This window comes from Aeribacillus sp. SP014 (genome assembly GCF_054055575.1).
Genome location: NZ_JBSRXI010000001.1, coordinates 393,544 through 413,447, shown reverse-complemented (window position 1 = coordinate 413,447; position 19,904 = coordinate 393,544). Strand labels below are relative to the sequence as shown.

The following is a 19,904-nucleotide window of genomic DNA, read 5'->3' as shown; positions in this document are numbered from 1 at the left end:
CTTCCTGTTCTTTAAAAAGATTTTTGTTCAACGAGCTTCAGCTTCACTGTTTTCAACTCGCCATTTCGATAGAATTTTACTTCCACTGTGCTTCCAACCTTTTGGCTGTATAGCTGCTTTCGAAGCTGGAGAACATTTTCAACCTTTTTCCCAGCAAGCTCTATAATTACGTCCTTCTCTCTCAAACCTGCGCGTTGAGCTGGCGACATCGGCTCAACACTCATCACAATCACACCGTTTTTAACGCCCTTTGGCAAATTTAATGCCTCTTCCCAATAATAGCTTGGGATGTCTTCAAGAGACTGAAGACCGATTCCCATATATGGACGCTTCACTTCGCCGAATTTTTCAAGATCATTAATAATCGGAATTGCAATGTTAATTGGGATAGACAGTCCGATTCCTTCCACCGCGGATTCAGCAATTTTCATGGAATTAATTCCAATTACTTTCCCGTCTAAATTCACAAGTGCTCCGCCGCTGTTTCCTGGATTAATCGCGGCATCCGTCTGCAGCACTTCCGCCTGCCAATCCACTGTTCCGTTTTCATCAATATCAACAGGAATGGTCCGTTCTGTTCCAGAAATAATCCCTTGTGTAACAGACCCAGCAAATTGCAAGCCGAGCGGGTTTCCGATTGCCAGCACCGGCTCACCTGGTTTGACTGTGTCCGAATTGCCGAATTCAGCAACCTTCTTAACATGCTTTGCATCCACAACCAATACTGCTAAATCCATCAGCTGATCACTGCCGACAAGTTCAGCGGGAATGCGTGTTTCGTCGTTTAATACAACTTCCAATTGATGCGCTCCGGCTACAACATGATGATTTGTTACAATATAGGCTTTATCGCCTTCCTTTTTGTAGATGACCCCTGATCCTGTTCCTGCTTCTCCCTCTTGTGTTTGATCCCAGAAGCTTACTTGCTGAATATTGACGACTCCGACAACCGCATCACTCACTTTATTAACTGCTTCTGTAACTGCTGAATTCACATTTACATTTACTGTTTTGACTGGCCCTTGGACATTTCCTGTTTCCCCTTCCTCATTTTGCTCTGGACTGATGTTCAGATCATATGGAAGAATATTGAATTGTGCTAATGCTGGAAGGGAGAAAATAACTAATAACGCGCCTAACACGGCTCCGATTAACCCAGCCAATAATGATCCGCCCCGGTTTCCCCTTTGTTTTCTGTTATTATACCGTTCAAAATCATCATCATAATATCCCATCGCCTCATCATTCCTTTCCGATGACGAATGATTTTATCTACATTATTATAGTATAACGCGAGCTGGCAGGAAAAATATATGACAACATTAACATACCCAACGATGGGGAAATTCAAACATTTAAACAGCTACGAGAGGCGTCGGTTTCTTTGGATCTGTATCATATAATTCAAATTGTTCTCCGACAATGAATCCTTTTTTCTCTAATACTTGCTGGACAGACATTCGTGCGAGCTCTTTCATATTATTTTCTTTACTTAAATGCGCCAAATAAATTCGTTTCGTCTTGTCGCCAATGACATCAGCCATAGCTAGTGCAGCATCTTCATTTGAAACATGTCCAACATCAGATAAAATTCTTCGTTTTACATTCCAAGGATACCGGCACATTCGCAGCATTTCTACGTCATGGTTGCTTTCAAAAATAAAAACATCTGCACCGCGTATGATCCCTTTCATTCTGTCGCTTACATATCCAGTATCAGTAATTAACGCTAGTTTTTTTCCATTGTGGTGAAACACAAAAAACATTGGTTCTGCTGCATCATGGGAAACGCCAAATGATTCAACCTCTAAACTTCCAAACGATTTCGTTTCGCCGATTTCAAAAGTAAACTTTTGTTCTAAATGAATTTCGCCGATTTCTCTCTCCATTGCTTTCCACGTTTTTTCATTCGCGAAAATCGGAATTTCGTATTTTCTCGCTAAAATTCCAAGTCCCTTGATGTGATCGCTATGCTCATGGGTGACTAATATACCGCTTAAATTTTTTATGTCCCGTTGAATTTCTTGAAACAAATTTTCCATTTGTTTACCACTTAATCCTGCATCGATTAACAGGGAATGTTCATCTGTTTCTACATAAATGGCATTCCCTGTGCTGCCGCTCGCGAGAACACTGAAATTAAGGCTCATTTCCTTCACTCACTCCAAATTATTATTCTCTTTCTCCGGTTTAATGACCTGACCTTCCAATGCATTCACATAATAATCTTCTGTTTTATTGACAACTACATGCCATGTCGGAGCCAAAATTTGTTGTTCCGACAGCGGGTATTGTGTGTAATATCCGTATTCTACATCGGTTACTTTACTGTTAGATTTCAAATCATTTTTTTCATAAAGAGCTTCCAATGCTTTAATCGCAGGCAATATTTCCTGCTTCTCCAATTCTTTTATATCTTCTAGCAATGTTTGCTGATAAGACACAATTTCATTTTTATCATTTAAATAAAAGACAATCATACCGATTCCATCACTTACATCTTGAAAAATAATTTTTCCTTTGTATTCCTGCAGACAAATAATTTCCCTTGTTTCTTTGCTGTAGCGCCAAAACTTGTATTGACTGCCCGCAATGATTTGTGTCGTTAAAATTTGCTTGATCTTATTTTCGATATTTTCTCCTACAATTGGAATCGGTTTGTCAAAACTCATCCGAAGCTTTGTTACCGAACGAGTCAACTCCTCATCAGGCAGCATCGGCTTTTGATTTTTCAGTTGTTCGATTTCTTCTTCCTTAAATATTTTGCTTTCTGCCGTTATATAAGAACCTTCTATTACTTCTTTTGGAAGCTTCCCAAATTGTATATTTTCCGCTGCAAATTGCTCTTCAATCGTCGTTTTCGTGATCATATCATATTTGGAGCTTTTGATCTTTTCAACATACTGAAAAGCTAAATAAATATCAAGGATCAGGAAGGCAATAATAAACACCGTTTTTGTTTTACTCCAATCCAATACCTTCCCCTCCTTTACCCGCTTTTTTCACATTCAGCCTTTGATATTTATCGTTTTCGAGTTCAATGCACCATATCGGCTCCAAATTTACGATATTTTGCCGTGACGACTGTTGTATGTCATAAGCGGGAAAAATACGTTTTATTTTGTCGGCTTCAATGCTTGGACTGTCTTTAATCGCTTCGATTATATCTGCTGCTCCAGGTAAAATCGTTTTATCTTCACGGATAAAATCATCTAGGTAAAATAACGGACGCTGATATAAGGCAATATCATTTTTTCCCCAGCTTTGCATGATCGTCGTGATCGAGTAATGCGAATCGCTGAACGAAAATACTGGTAAATTTCGGACCGTTAGACGAAAATAAATTTTCTGTTCTTGATCCGTTTTTTCGAAACGGTAATCATTTAATCCTGACAGCCAACCGCCATGTTTGTTCAAAAAATCAATGCTCTGCAAAATCAATTTTCCTTTTTCCGTCGTTAAAGATTGGTCAATTGTCGGATTAACGTAAACAACCCTTTCTTTATCTTCGTTGATGACAAGCTGACGTGAGCTGTCTGTATACACAAATTCGGAAGCATTGACATCCCGTTTTACATAACTTGGATCATTAAACAATGCATTTTTAAACTGCTCTCCGCTCATTGATTTTGTAAAAAATTGAAGGCGATGAATCGGAAACGGCTTTTCAGGCAAAAACAATCCGTTCCAAAACACGTAGCTTTCAAAGTTTTCTTTTTCTTTATACACTTCTGTCCACAAATTGCTTAAAACGGTTTTTACCTGTGCTTCTACAACATATTTATGCTCGTAGTCGACTAAATAAATTTTTCGATTCGATTTCTCGTTAGTCAGTGGAATGTAAATCCGATCAAATTCTATATTGAAATCTCCTTCATCCGTCCAGTCGGTTATGGATAAGAGGGCTGACATCGGAATCGAGTCGTTAAAAATAATTTCAAAGTTAGGGGTTAAATTATGTATTTCCCTGTTTATCCATTGATTAAAACCATATTGTTTTTCAATCTCTCCAGAAATATTTTTGAATTCCTCTAGCTCCCACTGACGGATATCTTTCCAAAGTCTTTCGATGACGATTTCATCATAAGTTGCGTAATGTTTTATTTTTTCATGAATCATAATATGATCCGGTTGCACGACTTCATAAGGCTTTTTTGTTACATTGCTTAACGGGTTGTTTTCAATATAGTTGGAGTTAGAAATTTCCCCGTAGTTTGGCTGATATGTCCAAATATTCCAGGTGAAGAATAAACTTGTCAGCACTAAAAATGTTAAAATGATGGATTTTATCGTTTCCCGGTTCATAGCCAATCATCCTCTTGGTTCCGTTCATACGGCAATGTGAAAAATACAGTCGTGCCTTTTCCTTCTTCACTTTCCACCCAAATTTCTCCTCCGTGTGCTTCCACCATCTCTTTTGCAATTGCAAGACCAAGACCGGTTCCGCCCATTTTGCGTGATCTAGCCTTATCAACACGATAAAAACGTTCAAAAATCTTTTTCACACTTTCTTTTGGAATTCCAATGCCTTCATCTTTTACGCTGACTTCAATATGGTCATCTTGTTCTTTTACTTGAAAAGAGATTTTTCCGCCTTCAGGAGAATATTTCAATGCATTGGAAATAATATTATCGAGCACTTGCGTAATTTTATCGGGTTCAATTTCTACATAAAGACTTTTTTTCGGAATGTTTCGTACAAATGTGACATGCTGCTGCTTAGACATTTCAAAACGATCAATAATTTTGTGGAAAAAGTCTGTGAAATTCACCATGTCTTTATTTAATTGATAATCTTTACTATCTAGTTTTGATAGCTGGAGCAAGTCATTAACAAGCCTAATCATCCGCTCTGTTTCATTTTGCGTCACTTGTAAAAATTTTGGTGCGATCGTTTCGTCTTTCCAAGCCCCTTCCGCCAATGCTTCCAAGTAACTACGCATTGTAGTAAGCGGCGTCCGCAGCTCATGAGAAACGTTTGCGACAAATTCACGCCGCTCTTGGTTGATTCGTTCCTGCTCTGTTACATCGTAAACTACAGCAATCAATCCGTTAATATGATCTTCATCAATTTGTATCGTAGAAAAGCTGATTCGTAGTATATACGGTTTTTCCTTTGTGCTGAAATCTAACAGCATCGGTTCTTGCTGGTTCACTAAATCTTCAAAAGTACATTCATCCGTTAAATCTAAAAGCTCCACAATTGATTTTCCTAAGGCTGTTTCACGTGAAACATTCAACATTTCATGGGCCGGATTGTTCATGACAATTACTTTTCCATGCCGATCTGTAGCTATGACACCTTCTGTCATATGAGTAATAATAGACGCCAGCTTTCTACGTTCTTCTTCAGTTGTTTCCTGTGCTTCCTCCAATTTTTCCGTGAGATGATTGAACGTTAATGCAAGCTGTCCAATTTCATCTTCTCCATACACTTTTACTTTTCTGGAAAAATTCCCTTTTGCCAGCTCCAACGCTTGCCTTCTCATATCTGACAACGGACGGGTAATAGTGCGGGCAAGAAAAATTCCTAGCGCCGCGGTAATAAGAAGGGACATCCCTGTGCCTGTCGCAAAAATTTTGTTAATCGTCCGCAATTGCGAAAAAACTTCCTCCATTGAGGCAACGACATAAACAACGCCAATTGTTTCTCGTTTATAATCTGTGACGATCGGAGTCGCTGACACATACATACGATGCTTCGTTTGCGGATCAAGCAAAACATTGCTTTCAGGCGAACCGACGATTAAAGTCCGTTTAATCATATTTTCAGTTGTTCTTTTCCCGATCACATCTTTGTTGTAATCAGATGTCCCGATGACACGCGCATCTTGGTCCACTACGCGAACTTCATGAATTTCCTCTCGTTTAAAATCTTGCAAAATAGCAGAGATCTCATCTTCCATATCCAATGATTCGTCCGCTTCTTCGTTAGTCATCGCTTGTTCAATCTGGTAAGCCAGCAAATCAATCCGCTGCGAAAGGGAAGATTTAAAATTTTCTATAAGAGAAGATTCCAATTCCTTAACGAAGTAAATACCGATGATTTGCATAGCCAAAATAATCAAAAGCACATAGATCAGCACAATTTTAAAATGGATCGAACGGAAAAAACTCACTCGACTGCTATACATGTTCACTGCTCCTGTTCAGGATTGCGCAAATAATAACCTACCCCTCTTCTTGTCACAATCCATATTGGATGGCTTGGGTTGTCTTCAATTTTTTCTCTTAGTCTTCTAACCGTGACATCTACAGTTCTGACGTCTCCGAAATAGTCATATCCCCAAACGGTTTGCAGCAAATGCTCCCGAGTCATGACCTGTCCAATGTGCTTCGCTAAATAGTGAAGCAGTTCAAATTCTCGATGAGTAAGCTCGATCGTTTCTCCCCGTTTTGAAACGACATACGCATCAGGATGGATGACGAGAGAGCCGATTTGAATTTCCGACTGTTCAGAAGCTGCTTCCCTTGCGGCATTTGTTTGTTGTCTTCGTAAATTTGCCTTTACCCTTGCCAAGAGCTCTCTTGTGCTGAATGGTTTTGTCACATAATCATCAGCACCAAGCTCCAGACCAAGAACTTTATCGATTTCTGAATCTTTCGCAGTCAGCATAATAATCGGCATTTCATATTTTTTTCGAACTTCCCGGCACACTTCCATTCCATCCTTGCTGGGAAGCATAATATCTAACAAGATCAAGTCAGGTTTAATTTCTTCCACCATTTCAATCGCGCTTGTTCCGTCATAAGCACAATATACATCAAAACCTTCTTTTTTAAGATTAAACTCTAATATATCTGCAATTGGTTTTTCGTCATCAACAACTAATATTTTTTTATTTTCCATCACTTTCTCCCCTTTTGATCTATTAACTTTACTTTACCACGATTACATTCATCTCTTCATCAACTTTCAATACAAATGGAAAAAACAAGCAGAAAACCCCTAGCTATTGCTAGAGGTCTTAAATTCAATAGGTTTTGGAACTTAGAGTAAACCCCTGTAAATTCCTATCAAACCTATTATATCAATTTTTATCTTATTGTAACAGCTTGAGATGAGAAATCAAATTTCTATTTACAACCACAAATGTTACCAATTTTGGTTTAACTTACTTATAGCCAAAAATAGCACGGATAAACCGTGCGTATGAAGTGGCTCGGGACGGAATCGAACCGCCGACACAAGGATTTTCAGTCCTTTGCTCTACCGACTGAGCTACCGAGCCGTATAAAGTTTTCAAGAATGCGAATTCTCTTTCCCTCTCTCAAGCCTTTCATATATGTGGATTCTCGAATGTGAGGAAGCTTGTATAATTTTTCTCGATTGTAATGGTGAGCCATGGAGGATTCGAACCTCCGACCCTCTGATTAAAAGTCAGATGCTCTACCGACTGAGCTAATGGCTCATAAAAAATTTTTTTCTCCTAATCCATTTTTCATTTGTCAGATGTCCCTTCCTCTTCCTGATTTTTCAAGGATGATGGATGCGTCGGGACAACTCGTCGCCTATTCGATGAAGCCTTGCTCGTTGCTCTACCGACTGAGCTAATGGCTCATAAAAAAATTTTTTTCTTCTAATCCATTTTAAAATTTGTCAGATGTCCCTTCCTCTTCTAGCTTTTTCGAGGATGATGGATGCGTCGGGACAACTCGTCGCTTATTCGATGAAGCCTTGCTCGTTGCTCTACCGACTGAGCTAATGCCTCATAAAAATTTTTTCCTTCTAATCCATTTTAAAATTTGTCAGATGTCCCTTCCTCTTCTAGCTTTTTCGAGGATGCTAGATGCGTCGGGACAACTCGTCGCTTATTCGATGAAGCTTTGCTCGTTGCTCTACCGACTGAGCTAATGGCTCATAAAATTTTTTTCTTCTAATCCATTTTCCATTTGTCAGATGGCCCTTCCTCTTCCTGATTTTTCGAGGATGTTGGATGCGTTGTGCGAACAGTTCGGAGCCAATACGCTCATTTTCTCAAGACGTGTATAATAATATCATTTCTAGAGGGACAAAACAACGATTTTTTTTAATTTCACAAAAAAAAGAGGGAACAGCCGATCCCTCCAAGTTTATTATATTGGACTGTATACACTGCGGACAACATTTGTTTGTGAACGATCTGGACCAACTGAAAAGATGGAAAGTGGGATACCTGTTAACTGGGAAATCCGTTCAACATAATGGCGTGCATTGTCAGGAAGATCGTCCAAGCTTTTTGCCCCCGTAATGTCTTCCTTCCAACCCGGCAATTCCTCATAGACAGGTTCGCATTGTGCAAGTACTTTTAAACTTGCTGGAAATTCTTCTAAAATTTCACCTTTGTATTTGTAGGCGATGCATATTTTCAATGTTTCGATTCCTGTCAATACATCGATGGAATTTAAAGATAAATCAGTTATTCCGCTTACCCGGCGCGCATGGCGAACAACAACGCTGTCAAACCAGCCCACTCGACGCGGACGTCCTGTTGTTGTGCCATATTCCCGTCCAACTTCACGAATTTGATCGCCAATTTCATCGTGGAGCTCTGTCGGAAACGGACCGTCTCCTACACGAGTTGTATAAGCTTTTGATACGCCGACAACATGTTTAATTTTCGTAGGACCTACACCTGCTCCAATTGTCACACCGCCTGCTACTGGATTGGAAGATGTAACAAAAGGATATGTACCTTGATCGATATCAAGCATAACACCTTGCGCGCCTTCAAATAAAACACGGCGTCCTTCATCAAGCGCGTCGTTCAGCACAACAGATGTGTCGCATACATATTGTTTGATTTGTTGGCCGTATTCGTAGTATTCATTTAAAATCTCTTCCAGTTTAAACCCTTCAACTTCGTATACTTTTTCAAACAGGCGATTTTTTTCTTCTAAATTTCTTCTCAATTTTTCTTCAAAGACTTCACGATCCAATAAATCGGCGATGCGGATGCCAATACGGGCTGCTTTATCCATATAGGCTGGACCTATTCCTTTTTTCGTCGTCCCGATCTTGTTGGCTCCTTTTCGTTCTTCTTCCACTTCATCCAATTTTAAATGATAAGGCAAAATGACGTGAGCGCGGTTGGAAATTCGCAGATTATTTGTTTGAATTCCCCGTTTATGCAAACCGTTCAACTCTTCTACCAGCGCTTTAGGATCGACAACCATTCCGTTTCCGATGACACAAATTTTATCTTGATAAAAAATACCGGATGGGATTAAATGCAGTTTATATGTTTCACCGTTAAATTTGATTGTATGGCCAGCATTGTTTCCACCTTGGTAACGGGCGATCACTTCCGCATTTTGAGAAAGGAAATCGGTTATTTTCCCTTTTCCTTCATCCCCCCATTGTGTACCAACAACAACAACTGATGACATGTGTGCACCTCCGTGTTCACCAAAAATCCAATACAAAGAAACAAGTTTATTCTATCAATTGTAGCAAGTAGAGTCAATAAAATCCGAACGTTCACTTTATTATTAAATATTTTGTTCGTGTTATATAAGATGCTTTACAAAAAACAACTGCCTCATCAAGAGACAGCAGGAGGAATATGATCGTCTTCATATCTCTTTTCAAGATTTACAAATTTATTATATTCTTTTACAAATGCAAGCTGGACAGTTCCTACAGGGCCGTTCCGCTGCTTGGCTATAATGATTTCAATAATATTTTTGTTTTCTGATTCCGTATTGTAGTAATCATCTCTGTATAAAAAGGCGACGATATCTGCATCCTGCTCAATACTACCGGACTCCCGAATATCTGACATCATCGGGCGTTTATCTTGACGCTGCTCGACGCTTCGTGAAAGCTGGGATAATGCGATAACCGGCACTTCCAATTCACGTGCCAAAGCCTTAAGAGATCTTGATATTTCCGAAACTTCCTGCTGGCGGTTTTCCCGATTCCGCCCGCTTCCTTGAATTAATTGCAAATAATCTATGATAATTAAACCAAGGCCCTTTTCCTGTTTTAACCGTCTGCACTTGGCGCGAATATCACTCACTCTTATGCCAGGTGTATCATCAATATAAATGCCGGCATTTGATAAACTCCCCATTGCCATCGTCAACTTTCCCCAATCATCCGGGGTTAAATTTCCCGTTCGCAAATTTTGGGCATCTATGTTTCCTTCTGCGCAAAGCATACGCATGACAAGCTGTTCCGCACCCATTTCCAAGCTAAAAATCGCTACATTTTCGTCCGTTTTCGTCGCAACATTTTGAGCGATGTTTAAGGCAAATGCAGTTTTACCGACAGACGGGCGGGCCGCTACGATAATTAAATCATTTCGCTGAAAGCCGGCCGTCATACGATCCAATTCGGAAAAGCCTGTAGGAATTCCTGTAATTTCCCCTTTGCGATTGTGGAGCATTTCAATTTTATCGTATGTTCGAACAAGAATATCTTTAATGTTTTGAAACAATCCGGCTTTTCTCCGCTGCGCCACTTCCATGATGCTTTTTTCGGCTTCTGTTAAAAGTGTTTCCACATCGTCTTCCCGATTATAGCCTTCTTGAGCTATAGACGTTGCTGTTCGTATAAGTCTTCTCAATATCGATTTTTCTTCAACAATTTTCGCATAATATTCGATATTTGCTGCTGTAGGAACGGATCCCGCTAAATCGCTTAAATAAGAAACCCCGCCAACCTCTTCCAAAATTTTCGCATCCGCCAAGTCTTTTGTCACAGTTACTAAATCGACGGGCTCTCCTTTTTCCGAAAGCCTCAACATCGATTGAAAAATCTTTTGATGGCTGGATCGATAAAAATCTTCAGGAACTAATATTTCGGAAGCTAACATAAGCGCTTCAGGTTCTAAAAAAATTGCCCCAAGCACTGCCTGCTCTGCTTCTATATTTTGTGGTGGAATTCGATCACTGACCAGAAGATCATTCAAGATGATCACCGCCTTACCGTGAACACATAAATTTTTTCTCCAAAAAGTATAAAGAGAAATGTGGCATTACTTCAAGATCAACTTCTTTCCATAATACCACATTGCTCCTTGCCATTATTCTTCTGTAACATGTACCTTTAACGTCGCCGTCACTTCCGAATGAAGCTTAATCGGAACATTTGTATAGCCTAAAGAACGAATCGCATCTGGAAGATCAATTTTCCGTTTATCGATTTGAATATTATGTGCTTTTTTTAATTGATCAGCAATTTGTTTGCTTGTTACGGAACCAAATAATCTTCCGCCCTCACCGGCTTTCGCTTTTAATTCAACCGTGATTTTTTCAAGCTGTTCTTTTAATTTTTTTGCCTGAGCTAATTCTTCCGCTGCCTCTTTTTCTTCTTTTTTCTTTTGCGCTTCCAGCTGTTTTAAATTGGCACTCGTCGCTTCAACAGCCAAACCTTTTTTAAAAAGATAATTTTGGGCATAGCCGTCAGCTACATTTTTTACTTCACCTTTTTTCCCTTTCCCCTTTACATCTTGTAAAAAAATCACTTTCATTCTTCATTTCTCCCTTCTAAATATTGTTGAACAGCTTCTTTTAATCGTTTTTCTGCTTCATTTATCGTAACATGCTCCAGCTGGGTCGCGGCATTTGTTAAATGCCCTCCACCTCCAAGTGCTTCCATTATTAATTGAACATTAAAATCGCCCAATGATCTAGCACTAATACCGACTGTATGTTCATCACGCTTCGCAATGACAAACGACGCCAATACGCCGTTCATTGATAAAAGAGTGTCAGCTGCCTGAGCAATGATCACTTGATCGTAATATTCATCTTCTCGATCTGCTTTTGCTATTGCAACCCCATTATTCATAATCTCTGTGTTTTGAATGAACTTGGCACGTTGAACAAATTGTTGAATATCCTCTTTCAACAATTTTTGGACAAGGATTGTATCCGCTCCTTTTGATCGCAAATAAGACGCCGCGTCGAATGTTCTAGAGCCTGTTCGAAGCGTGAAGCATTTTGTATCTACCGTAATACCTGCCAACAATGCAGTTGCCTCTATTGTACTCATTTTAAATTCTGCAGGCTGATATACTAAAATTTCCGTAACAAGTTCAGATGTAGATGATGCATAAGGTTCTATATAAACAAGCAGTGGATCTTGAATAAATTCTTCTCCCCTGCGATGATGGTCAATGACCACTACATGGTCAATTTCGCTCAGCAATTTTTGTTCAGCCACCATTGAAGGTTTATTCGTATCTAGAATCACGAGAAGAGAATGATCTGTTGCAATATTCAGGGCTTCATCCGGAGTAATGAATCTGGACCATAACTCAGCGTCCTTCTTTACTTCCTCCACTAGCTTTTGAAGTCCTTGGCCGAATTCTTCATGGTTTACAACAATAAAACCTTCTTTATGATTGATTTGCGCCACCTTCAATATCCCAATCGCTGAACCAATTGAATCCATGTCAGGATTTTTATGACCCATAATAAATACTTTATCACTTTCACGAATGATTTCTTTTAATGCATGGGAAATCACTCGAGCTCTAACGCGTGTGCGTTTTTCGATCGGATTTGTTTGTCCGCCGTAAAATTTAACCTTGCCATTCCCCCGTTTAATAGCAACTTGGTCTCCTCCGCGACCTAAGGCAAGATCTAGACTCGACTGCGCCAGATGCCCCAATTCAGACAGATCTTTAATGCCGGCTCCAATCCCGATGCTTAAGGTGAGAGAAACATTTTGAATAACCGCTTTTTCTCTGACTTCATCTAAAATAGAAAATTTCGTTTTTTCAAGCTCAGCCAAAATTTTTTCATTAAAAACCGCAATAAAACGTTCAGAGGAAACTCTTTTTAAAAAAATACCGTTATCGACTGCCCATTTATTTAATATGGATGTCACAAGACTGTTTAAATTGCTCCGCTTTTGATCGTCGAGCCCTTGTGCGATTTCATCATAATTATCTAAAAATATATAGGCTAAAACAATCCGTTCGCTTTCATACTGCTTTTTTAGTTCCGTATGGTCCGTTTCATCAAAAAAATAAAGAAGCCTTTCTTCTTTTTTGACAATGACGCGAAATTTACGGTTTTGAAGAGTCACGATATCGGAATCTATCCCTTTTTGAAATAACACTTTTAATGTTTCAGAAATTTCGTCAAGAGGACGACCGACCAGCTTGTCGTTCTTAAAATATGAAGCTAAAAATGGATTGACCCATTCCACGGCAAATTGATCGTTGATAAGCATAATGCCAATCGGCATCTTCATAAAAACTTCATCGCCAGCTTTTTTCAAACGAAACGTTAAATCAGAAATAGAATGTTCCAATTCCAATTTCAATCGTTTAACAGCATAAAAGAAAAAAAACAACAGACAACCTGCAACGATTGCGCTAATACAGCCAATCACCCAATTATAAAATAACAGAAAACCGATCATTGCCGCTATTACGCCGATGAGTGCGTATAACGGGTAAAAGAATAAAGGTTTTTCAAAAAAACTCGGCATTTTATTCAGCTCCTTGCAAAAAGAACGAACCAAGGCCTAACGTATTTTTTCGCGGAGATTAAACCCTAAATCAATGATTCCCAATATTCGTACTGGATAAAGAAGAATTGGCAAAATAAATGTTCCAATTACAATTAATACCGGCACTGCTTTCGAAAGTTTTTTCACATGACAAAAATAAAAAATAAAGGAAAACCCTTGAATTAAAAGCACAGTCTGTAAAACAAACACAATATTGTAAAGCGCGATATTTAAGAAAGATTCTTTAGGCAAATTGATAAGCATAAGGAGAGTGGCGATTAAATAATACCAAATAATACTTTTTGGAAATTTCCAGTCGCGGAAAGGGGTGATTGTTCCAACATTCAATTTTAATCTTTTTATAATTCCAATGTTCAATATATGTATAATCACGGCTAACATAAATGACACAATGACAAACATGCTCGGAAGCAAGTTCATTAATAAATCAAACTGCTCGTTCATTTGCTCCATCATTGTTTTTTTCATTTCTTCATCCATTGAAGGGAATGCGGCTAATGTTTCCCTTACTGAAGACTTGGTTTGTTGTATAACATCACTAAAAAGATCAACGCCCAAAAAAACAATTGATAACGCATAATCAAGAACGAAATTGATGAGCAATGAAATGGTGCCGCCTATTAACGCAAACAGCTGCCGTTTTTGACGATAAAAGTATGCCATTATGATACCTGTCACACTGAACATGAGCCCAATCGGCAGCGAAACGATGGAGCCGACCAAAAATGTCATCACGATTGATGCTAATAATAAAACAAAAGACTGCTTGATTCCGTGGCGGATACCGAAAATAATAAACGGCGTCGAAAGGAAAAATATTGATATAACGCTTAATATCGGAACATATAAAGTAATTAATAGAAAAACGGTATAAATAGCAACGAATATAGCACCTTCTGTTAAAACATTCGTACGTTTCACAGACTCACCTCAATCAAGACTCATACCATTATTTTAATCTAGACTTTTTAAACAATCAAATCATGGTTTCATTTAACGGACAAGAAAAAAGCAACAAGGGATTCACCTTGCTGCCTTTGAAATTTCTTATTTATCATCTGCAACATAAGGAAGCAATGCCATTTGACGGGCCCGTTTAATGGCAACTGTTAATTTCCGTTGATATTTTGCACTCGTTCCTGTTACACGGCGAGGCAAAATTTTTCCGCGTTCAGAAATGAATTTTTTAAGCAAATCAACATCTTTGTAATCAATGTGCGTAATGCCGTTTGCTGTGAAATAGCACACTTTCCGGCGTTTACCGCGGCCTCTGCGTCCAGCCATTACAATTCCTCCCTTCTTTACATTTATCTAGGCGTACAATCGGTTAAAATGGTAAATCATCATCTGAAATATCAATCGGTTGTCCATCATTAGCAAATGGATCATCGTCAAAGTTTTGGTGGTTCTGATTATTCCGGTTTGGATCAAATGGTGCACCGCCATATGGATTTGCATTTCCTTGATTTCCTGCAAAAAATCCCGAATTATTCCCGACTGCGGCACTCTTCGGTTCTAAAAATTGAACACTGTCCGCCACAACCTCTGTTACAAATACTCTTCTTCCCGTTTGATCTTCATAGCTGCGTGTTTGAAGACGGCCATCAACACCCGCAAGGCTGCCTTTTTTTAAATAGTTGGCTACGTTTTCCGCAGGACGCCGCCAAACGACACAGTTGATAAAATCTGCTTCGCGTTCCCCTTGCTGATTTGTAAAATTTCGATTAACTGCCAATGTAAAGGTTGCAACGGCTACACCGCTGGGCGTGTATCGTAATTCGGGATCTCTTGTAAGCCGACCGACCAAAACGACACGATTCATCATTTCAGAACCACTCCTAAAATGTCTTTTAAGATGATATTACCATTTTAACACGTATATTGGAACAAATTACTCTTCTTCTTTAACAATGATATGACGTAAAATATCTTCATTGATTCTTGCCAAACGGTTAAATTCTTCAACCGCTTGAGGTGAAGCTTGAACGTTTAAAATCATGTAAATACCATCTCGGAAGTCTTTAATTTCATAAGCGAGACGGCGTTTTCCCCATTCCTTCACCTCTGTAATCTCCGCACCATTGTTCACAAGAATGCCGTTAAAACGCTCAACTAGCTCTTTTTTAGCATCCTCTTCAATGTTTGGACGGATAATATACATAATTTCGTATTTTCTCATTCTCTTACACCTCCTTTTGGTCTTGACGGCCCAATTCGGGCAAGGAGTAATTATCATTACTCACAAACCAAAATTATAGCAAAATTTTATTGATCCCGCAACATTAGACATTGAATCGAAAATGAATAATATCTCCGTCTTGAACCTCGTAATCTTTTCCTTCCAATCGAACCTTTCCAGCTTCTCTTGCAGCAGCCATCGAACCTGCCTCAATTAAGTCTGTATAGGAAACTGTTTCGGCCCGAATAAATCCCCGTTCAAAATCAGAATGAATGATGCCTGCGCACTCAGGTGCTTTCATTCCTTTGCGGAACGTCCATGCCCGAACCTCTTGTTCCCCAGCAGTAAAATATGTGGCGAGTCCCAGCAAGCTATAAGATGCTTTAATTAATTGATCTAAACCAGATTCCTGAATTCCAAGCTCCTGCAAAAACATTTCTTTTTCTTCCGAATCAAGCTCGACCATTTCAGATTCAATTTTTGCACATACGACAATTACTTCGGCATTTTCCGCAGCAACATATTTGCGCACTTTTTCCACATACTCATTACTTCCAGAGGATATATCTTCCTCACTAACATTTGCTACATAAAGTACAGGTTTAATGGTGAGCAAATGAAGCTGTTTTACATATTTCATCTGTTCTTCCGTGAATGAAACAGAACGGGCGGGCTTTTCATTTTCAAACGCTTCTTTTAACTTCATTAAAATTTCATATTCAAACATAGCTTGCTTGTCTTTTTGTTTTGCTATTTTGGCAACGCGATCGATCCGTTTATCAACTGTTTCCAAATCGGCCAAAATTAACTCGATGTTAATTGTTTCAATATCTGCAATCGGATCCACTTTTCCGTCAACATGCGTAATATTTTCATCATCAAAACAGCGAACAACATGGCAAATTGCATCCACTTGGCGAATGTGAGACAAAAATTTATTGCCAAGACCTTCTCCCTTGCTTGCCCCTTTGACAATTCCTGCAATATCAGTAAATTCAAATGTTGTCGGAACCGTTCTTTTCGGCTTAAATAATTCTGAAAGCTTTTGCAGGCGATAATCAGGCACTTCAACAATTCCTACGTTCGGATCAATGGTACAAAACGGATAGTTCGCACTCTCGGCCCCCGCTTGTGTGATCGCATTAAACAGCGTTGATTTTCCAACATTCGGAAGACCAACAATACCAGCAGTTAATCCCATGAATTTTCCACTCCTCTTTTTGTACGGACACTATCTCATCAACTAATCTTCACCCATTATAGATAGGAACAAGAAAAATGACAAGCTTTCATCCTCCAAATCGATCAGCTCTATAAAAAAAAGACTGCCGATTTAAGGCAGCAGTCTTTCATTGTTGCTTCTCACTATGTTTTTCAATGACTTTTTTCATCTTTCTTACAAATTCTTTTCTCGGCATGAGAACACTATGGCTGCAACCTTCACATTTAATACGGATATCCATTCCCATTCGGATCACTTTCCAGCGATTTTCTCCGCAAGGATGAGGTTTCTTCATTTCAACAATATCATAAAGGTCAAATTCCTTGTTAACCATCTAAGCCGTCATCATCCCTTCCTTAAATATTCCATTTATAGCAAACATACAGTATATCTTTTTAGTTAAAGCGAAAAGCCATCTATACTTAGATGGCGCCATGATAGATTTATTTTAACAAGTTTTGTATTTGATTTGTACCTTTCATCAAGCCAATCCCATTTGAAGGTATAAACACTATTCATTTTTAGGTATAGAAAATTTAAATATTCCGTATACTGGTAATACTATTTCAGGGGGTGAATGGCCGATGAATGTAACAAACAAATTTTTTCCCTTATAAAAAAGAAAAAGAAAGAATCTTTTATCATCATACAGATGCTGTTACTAAATTATCACTAAAAATTGGAAGTCTTGTACCAAAAGAACATCAAGATTCCATCGTCGTTTTATGCATTGGAACAGATCGTTCAACAGGAGATGCGTTAGGTCCGATAGTCGGAACGAAGCTAATGGAACAAAATTTAACTCATGTTCATATATTTGGGACTTTGAAATCTCCGGTTCATGCTGTCAATTTAGGAGAAACGATTGAGACAATAAACAATCAGTTCGAACATCCCTTCATCATTGCTGTGGATGCTTGTTTAGGTCTCTATCAAAACATTGGTTCTTTTCAAGTAGCGGAAGGTCCCTTAAAGCCAGGTGCAGCTGTCAATAAATCTCTTCCGGCGGTCGGAGACATGCACATCACCGGAATCGTTAATGTCAGCGGCTTTATGGAGTTTTTTGTTTTGCAAAATACGAGGCTCCATCTTGTTATGAGCATGGCTGACGTCATCTCAGCAAGTTTGATCAATACCTTCAATTCTATAAGGGAATCTGAACAATCAAACGTATCGCTATTTCGAAGAGGGTTTGAATTTTAGCTGTTCTTCAACATCAAGATGATACTTTTACATCCAACAGTTCTAAAATACGCACCAAATCTTCTTTCGAAAAAAACTCAATCTCTATTTTACCTTTCTTCTTTTGCTGCTTAATGGAAACGGATGTTCCAAATTTTTCTCGCAAAAACGATTCTTGTTCACGTATAAAAGCATCTTTTTTCTCTATCTTTTTCTTTGTTTCACGTGAAACACTTTCATTCATCTGCTGCACTAACTGTTCTACTTGCCGGACATTTAAATTTTCTTTTAAAATTTTATTCACTAAATATTCAAGTTTCTCTTTTTTCTTTATGCCAAGCAATGTTCTCCCATGCCCCATTGATAGCTTGCCTTCAGATATCAATGTTTGGACGAACGGTGGAAGGCTTAGGAGCCGCAAATGATTGGCAATATGCGGACGGCTTTTGCCAAGACGTTTTGCCAATTCTTCTTGTGTAATGTTCAAATGCTCCAAAAGCGATTGGTACGCTTTCGCCTCTTCGATCGGGGTTAAATCTTCCCTTTGCAAATTTTCTAATAGAGCGATTTCCATCATTTGCTCATCTGTCAACTCTTTCACAACTGCCGGAACTGTCTTAAGCTTCGCTTCTTTTGCTGCTCGATAACGGCGTTCACCGACTACAATTTCATAGCCTTTTATGCTCTTTCGGACTATCAGCGGCTGTAAAATTCCGTGCTGCAAAATGGATTGCTTAAGCTCTTCAATCGAACCAGGGTCAAATGTTTTTCGCGGTTGATAAGGATTTGGACGTAAATCCCCTATTTTAATATCTTGCACCACTTCTTCCTTATTCAGTTCTAAATTGGCAAAAAGTGCATTAATTCCTTTCCCTAATCCTCTAGCCATTTGCCACCACTTCCTTTGCTAATTCTAAATAAACCTCTGCCCCTTTGGATCTTGAATCATAAAGGATAATAGGCTGTCCATGGCTCGGTGCTTCACTAAGCCGCACATTTCGTGGAATAATGGTTTGATACACTTTGTCTTGAAAGTATTTTTTTACCTCATCAATTACTTGAATGCCTAAATTAGTCCGCGCATCAAGCATTGTCAGCAATACACCTTCAATCATCAAATCCGAATTCAAATGTTTTTGAACCAACCGAATAGTATTTAACAGCTGGCTTAATCCTTCCAAAGCATAGTACTCGCATTGAACTGGAATAATGACCGAATCCGAAGCCGTTAGCGCATTGAGTGTTAAAAGTCCGAGCGAAGGCGGGCAATCAATTAATATGTAATCGTATCGCTGCTTCACTGGTTCAAGCGCTCTTTTTAATCGGACTTCACGGGAAATCGTCGGAACTAATTCAATTTCAGCACCTGCAAGTTGAATAGTTGCTGGAATCACATCAAGATTTTCAATCTGTGTTGTTTTAATGACTTTTTTTACATCTGCATCCTCTACTAAAAGATCATACACACAAAGGTCGACATCCGCTTTTTCAATACCAACCCCACTTGTCGCATTACCTTGAGGGTCTATATCGACTAATAGAACCCTCTTTCCTGTGTATGCTAAGCAAGCTCCGAGGTTAACGGAAGTTGTTGTTTTTCCAACGCCGCCTTTTTGGTTCGCTATGGAAATGATCTTACACACGGTGTCACCTGCTTTCTCCTACTTCAAATGTTCTATTGTATTTTATTTTATCACGAAAATGCTTAAATGTAGGTGATATCTTTGGGGATGTTTCACAAACTTTTTTCTTTTGTAGGTGGAAATGCTAGGAATTCATCCTTTTTTCGAAAAAAATAAAATATTGTCGTATTTCCCGGAAAATAATTTGTTGCTGTCGAACATTCTATC

Annotated in this window: 19 protein-coding genes and 2 tRNA genes; 1 reads left to right on the top strand and 20 read right to left on the bottom strand. The window is 38.9% G+C overall.

What is annotated here, in order from left to right; all coding sequences use genetic code 11:
* Positions 1–11: 11 nt before the first annotated feature.
* The 18 genes from ACVIJU_RS02185 to ACVIJU_RS02100 form a co-directional block, all read right to left on the bottom strand.
* Positions 12–1,235: a S1C family serine protease gene (locus ACVIJU_RS02185; protein WP_063387772.1), complete on the bottom strand. Its 1,224-nt coding sequence runs from the start codon at positions 1,233–1,235 to the stop codon at positions 12–14.
* Positions 1,236–1,355: 120 nt separating this feature from the next.
* Entirely contained in the window at positions 1,356–2,150 is a 795-nt protein-coding gene (locus ACVIJU_RS02180) for an MBL fold metallo-hydrolase (protein WP_063387771.1), read from the bottom strand.
* Between the two features lie 9 nt (positions 2,151–2,159).
* Positions 2,160–2,975: a two-component system regulatory protein YycI gene (locus ACVIJU_RS02175; RefSeq protein ID WP_063387770.1), complete on the bottom strand. Its 816-nt coding sequence runs from the start codon at positions 2,973–2,975 to the stop codon at positions 2,160–2,162.
* Complete coding sequence (locus ACVIJU_RS02170) at positions 2,962–4,305, bottom strand: YycH family regulatory protein (RefSeq protein WP_063387769.1); 1,344 nt, start codon at positions 4,303–4,305, stop codon at positions 2,962–2,964. The genes ACVIJU_RS02175 and ACVIJU_RS02170 overlap by 14 nt, the downstream gene beginning before the upstream one ends.
* On the bottom strand, positions 4,302–6,134 hold the full coding sequence (gene walK / locus ACVIJU_RS02165; RefSeq protein ID WP_063387768.1) for a cell wall metabolism sensor histidine kinase WalK: 1,833 nt from the start codon (positions 6,132–6,134) through the stop codon (positions 4,302–4,304). Before walK ends, ACVIJU_RS02170 begins: the two co-directional genes overlap by 4 nt.
* 2 nt (positions 6,135–6,136) lie before the next feature.
* Entirely contained in the window at positions 6,137–6,850 is a 714-nt protein-coding gene (gene yycF / locus ACVIJU_RS02160; RefSeq protein WP_063387767.1) for a response regulator YycF, read from the bottom strand.
* 309 nt (positions 6,851–7,159) lie between these two features.
* Positions 7,160–7,232 (bottom strand) — tRNA-Phe (locus tag ACVIJU_RS02155).
* Positions 7,233–7,336: 104 nt separating this feature from the next.
* Positions 7,337–7,412 (bottom strand) — tRNA-Lys (locus tag ACVIJU_RS02150).
* Positions 7,413–8,076: 664 nt separating this feature from the next.
* Entirely contained in the window at positions 8,077–9,369 is a 1,293-nt protein-coding gene (locus ACVIJU_RS02145) for an adenylosuccinate synthase (protein ID WP_063387766.1), read from the bottom strand.
* Between the two features lie 155 nt (positions 9,370–9,524).
* Positions 9,525–10,895, bottom strand: coding sequence for a replicative DNA helicase (gene dnaB, locus ACVIJU_RS02140; protein WP_327862590.1), 1,371 nt, complete (start codon positions 10,893–10,895; stop codon positions 9,525–9,527).
* 114 nt (positions 10,896–11,009) lie between these two features.
* Positions 11,010–11,456, bottom strand: coding sequence for a 50S ribosomal protein L9 (gene rplI / locus ACVIJU_RS02135; protein WP_063387764.1), 447 nt, complete (start codon positions 11,454–11,456; stop codon positions 11,010–11,012).
* Positions 11,453–13,429 carry a DHH family phosphoesterase gene (locus tag ACVIJU_RS02130; RefSeq protein ID WP_063387763.1) on the bottom strand — a complete coding sequence of 659 codons (1,977 nt, stop codon included), beginning with the start codon at positions 13,427–13,429 and terminating at the stop codon, positions 11,453–11,455. The genes rplI and ACVIJU_RS02130 overlap by 4 nt, the downstream gene beginning before the upstream one ends.
* Positions 13,430–13,465: 36 nt before the next feature.
* On the bottom strand, positions 13,466–14,392 hold the full coding sequence (locus tag ACVIJU_RS02125) for a YybS family protein (protein ID WP_066251762.1): 927 nt from the start codon (positions 14,390–14,392) through the stop codon (positions 13,466–13,468).
* A 126-nt stretch (positions 14,393–14,518) separates the two neighbouring features.
* Complete coding sequence (gene rpsR, locus ACVIJU_RS02120; protein ID WP_044748995.1) at positions 14,519–14,755, bottom strand: 30S ribosomal protein S18; 237 nt, start codon at positions 14,753–14,755, stop codon at positions 14,519–14,521.
* Positions 14,756–14,798: 43 nt separating this feature from the next.
* Positions 14,799–15,296 carry a single-stranded DNA-binding protein gene (gene ssb / locus ACVIJU_RS02115; protein ID WP_063387761.1) on the bottom strand — a complete coding sequence of 166 codons (498 nt, stop codon included), beginning with the start codon at positions 15,294–15,296 and terminating at the stop codon, positions 14,799–14,801.
* A 66-nt stretch (positions 15,297–15,362) separates the two neighbouring features.
* Complete coding sequence (gene rpsF, locus ACVIJU_RS02110; protein WP_063387760.1) at positions 15,363–15,650, bottom strand: 30S ribosomal protein S6; 288 nt, start codon at positions 15,648–15,650, stop codon at positions 15,363–15,365.
* Between the two features lie 103 nt (positions 15,651–15,753).
* Positions 15,754–16,851 carry a redox-regulated ATPase YchF gene (ychF, locus tag ACVIJU_RS02105; RefSeq protein WP_063387759.1) on the bottom strand — a complete coding sequence of 366 codons (1,098 nt, stop codon included), beginning with the start codon at positions 16,849–16,851 and terminating at the stop codon, positions 15,754–15,756.
* Between the two features lie 148 nt (positions 16,852–16,999).
* Positions 17,000–17,206 (bottom strand): DUF951 domain-containing protein, encoded by a 207-nt coding sequence (locus ACVIJU_RS02100; RefSeq protein ID WP_063387758.1) that lies wholly within the window; start codon positions 17,204–17,206, stop codon positions 17,000–17,002.
* A gap of 299 nt (positions 17,207–17,505) precedes the next feature.
* Between ACVIJU_RS02100 and yyaC the strand changes: the two genes are divergently transcribed.
* Positions 17,506–18,075, top strand: a complete 570-nt coding sequence (yyaC, locus tag ACVIJU_RS02095; RefSeq protein WP_456687910.1) for a spore protease YyaC — start codon at positions 17,506–17,508, stop codon at positions 18,073–18,075.
* A 13-nt stretch (positions 18,076–18,088) separates the two neighbouring features.
* Here yyaC and ACVIJU_RS02090 read toward each other — a convergent pair whose 3' ends face one another.
* Positions 18,089–18,943, bottom strand: a complete 855-nt coding sequence (locus tag ACVIJU_RS02090) for a ParB/RepB/Spo0J family partition protein (RefSeq protein ID WP_063387756.1) — start codon at positions 18,941–18,943, stop codon at positions 18,089–18,091.
* Positions 18,936–19,697 (bottom strand): ParA family protein, encoded by a 762-nt coding sequence (locus ACVIJU_RS02085; RefSeq protein ID WP_117017372.1) that lies wholly within the window; start codon positions 19,695–19,697, stop codon positions 18,936–18,938. The genes ACVIJU_RS02090 and ACVIJU_RS02085 overlap by 8 nt, the downstream gene beginning before the upstream one ends.
* Between the last annotated feature and the right edge of the window lie 207 nt (positions 19,698–19,904).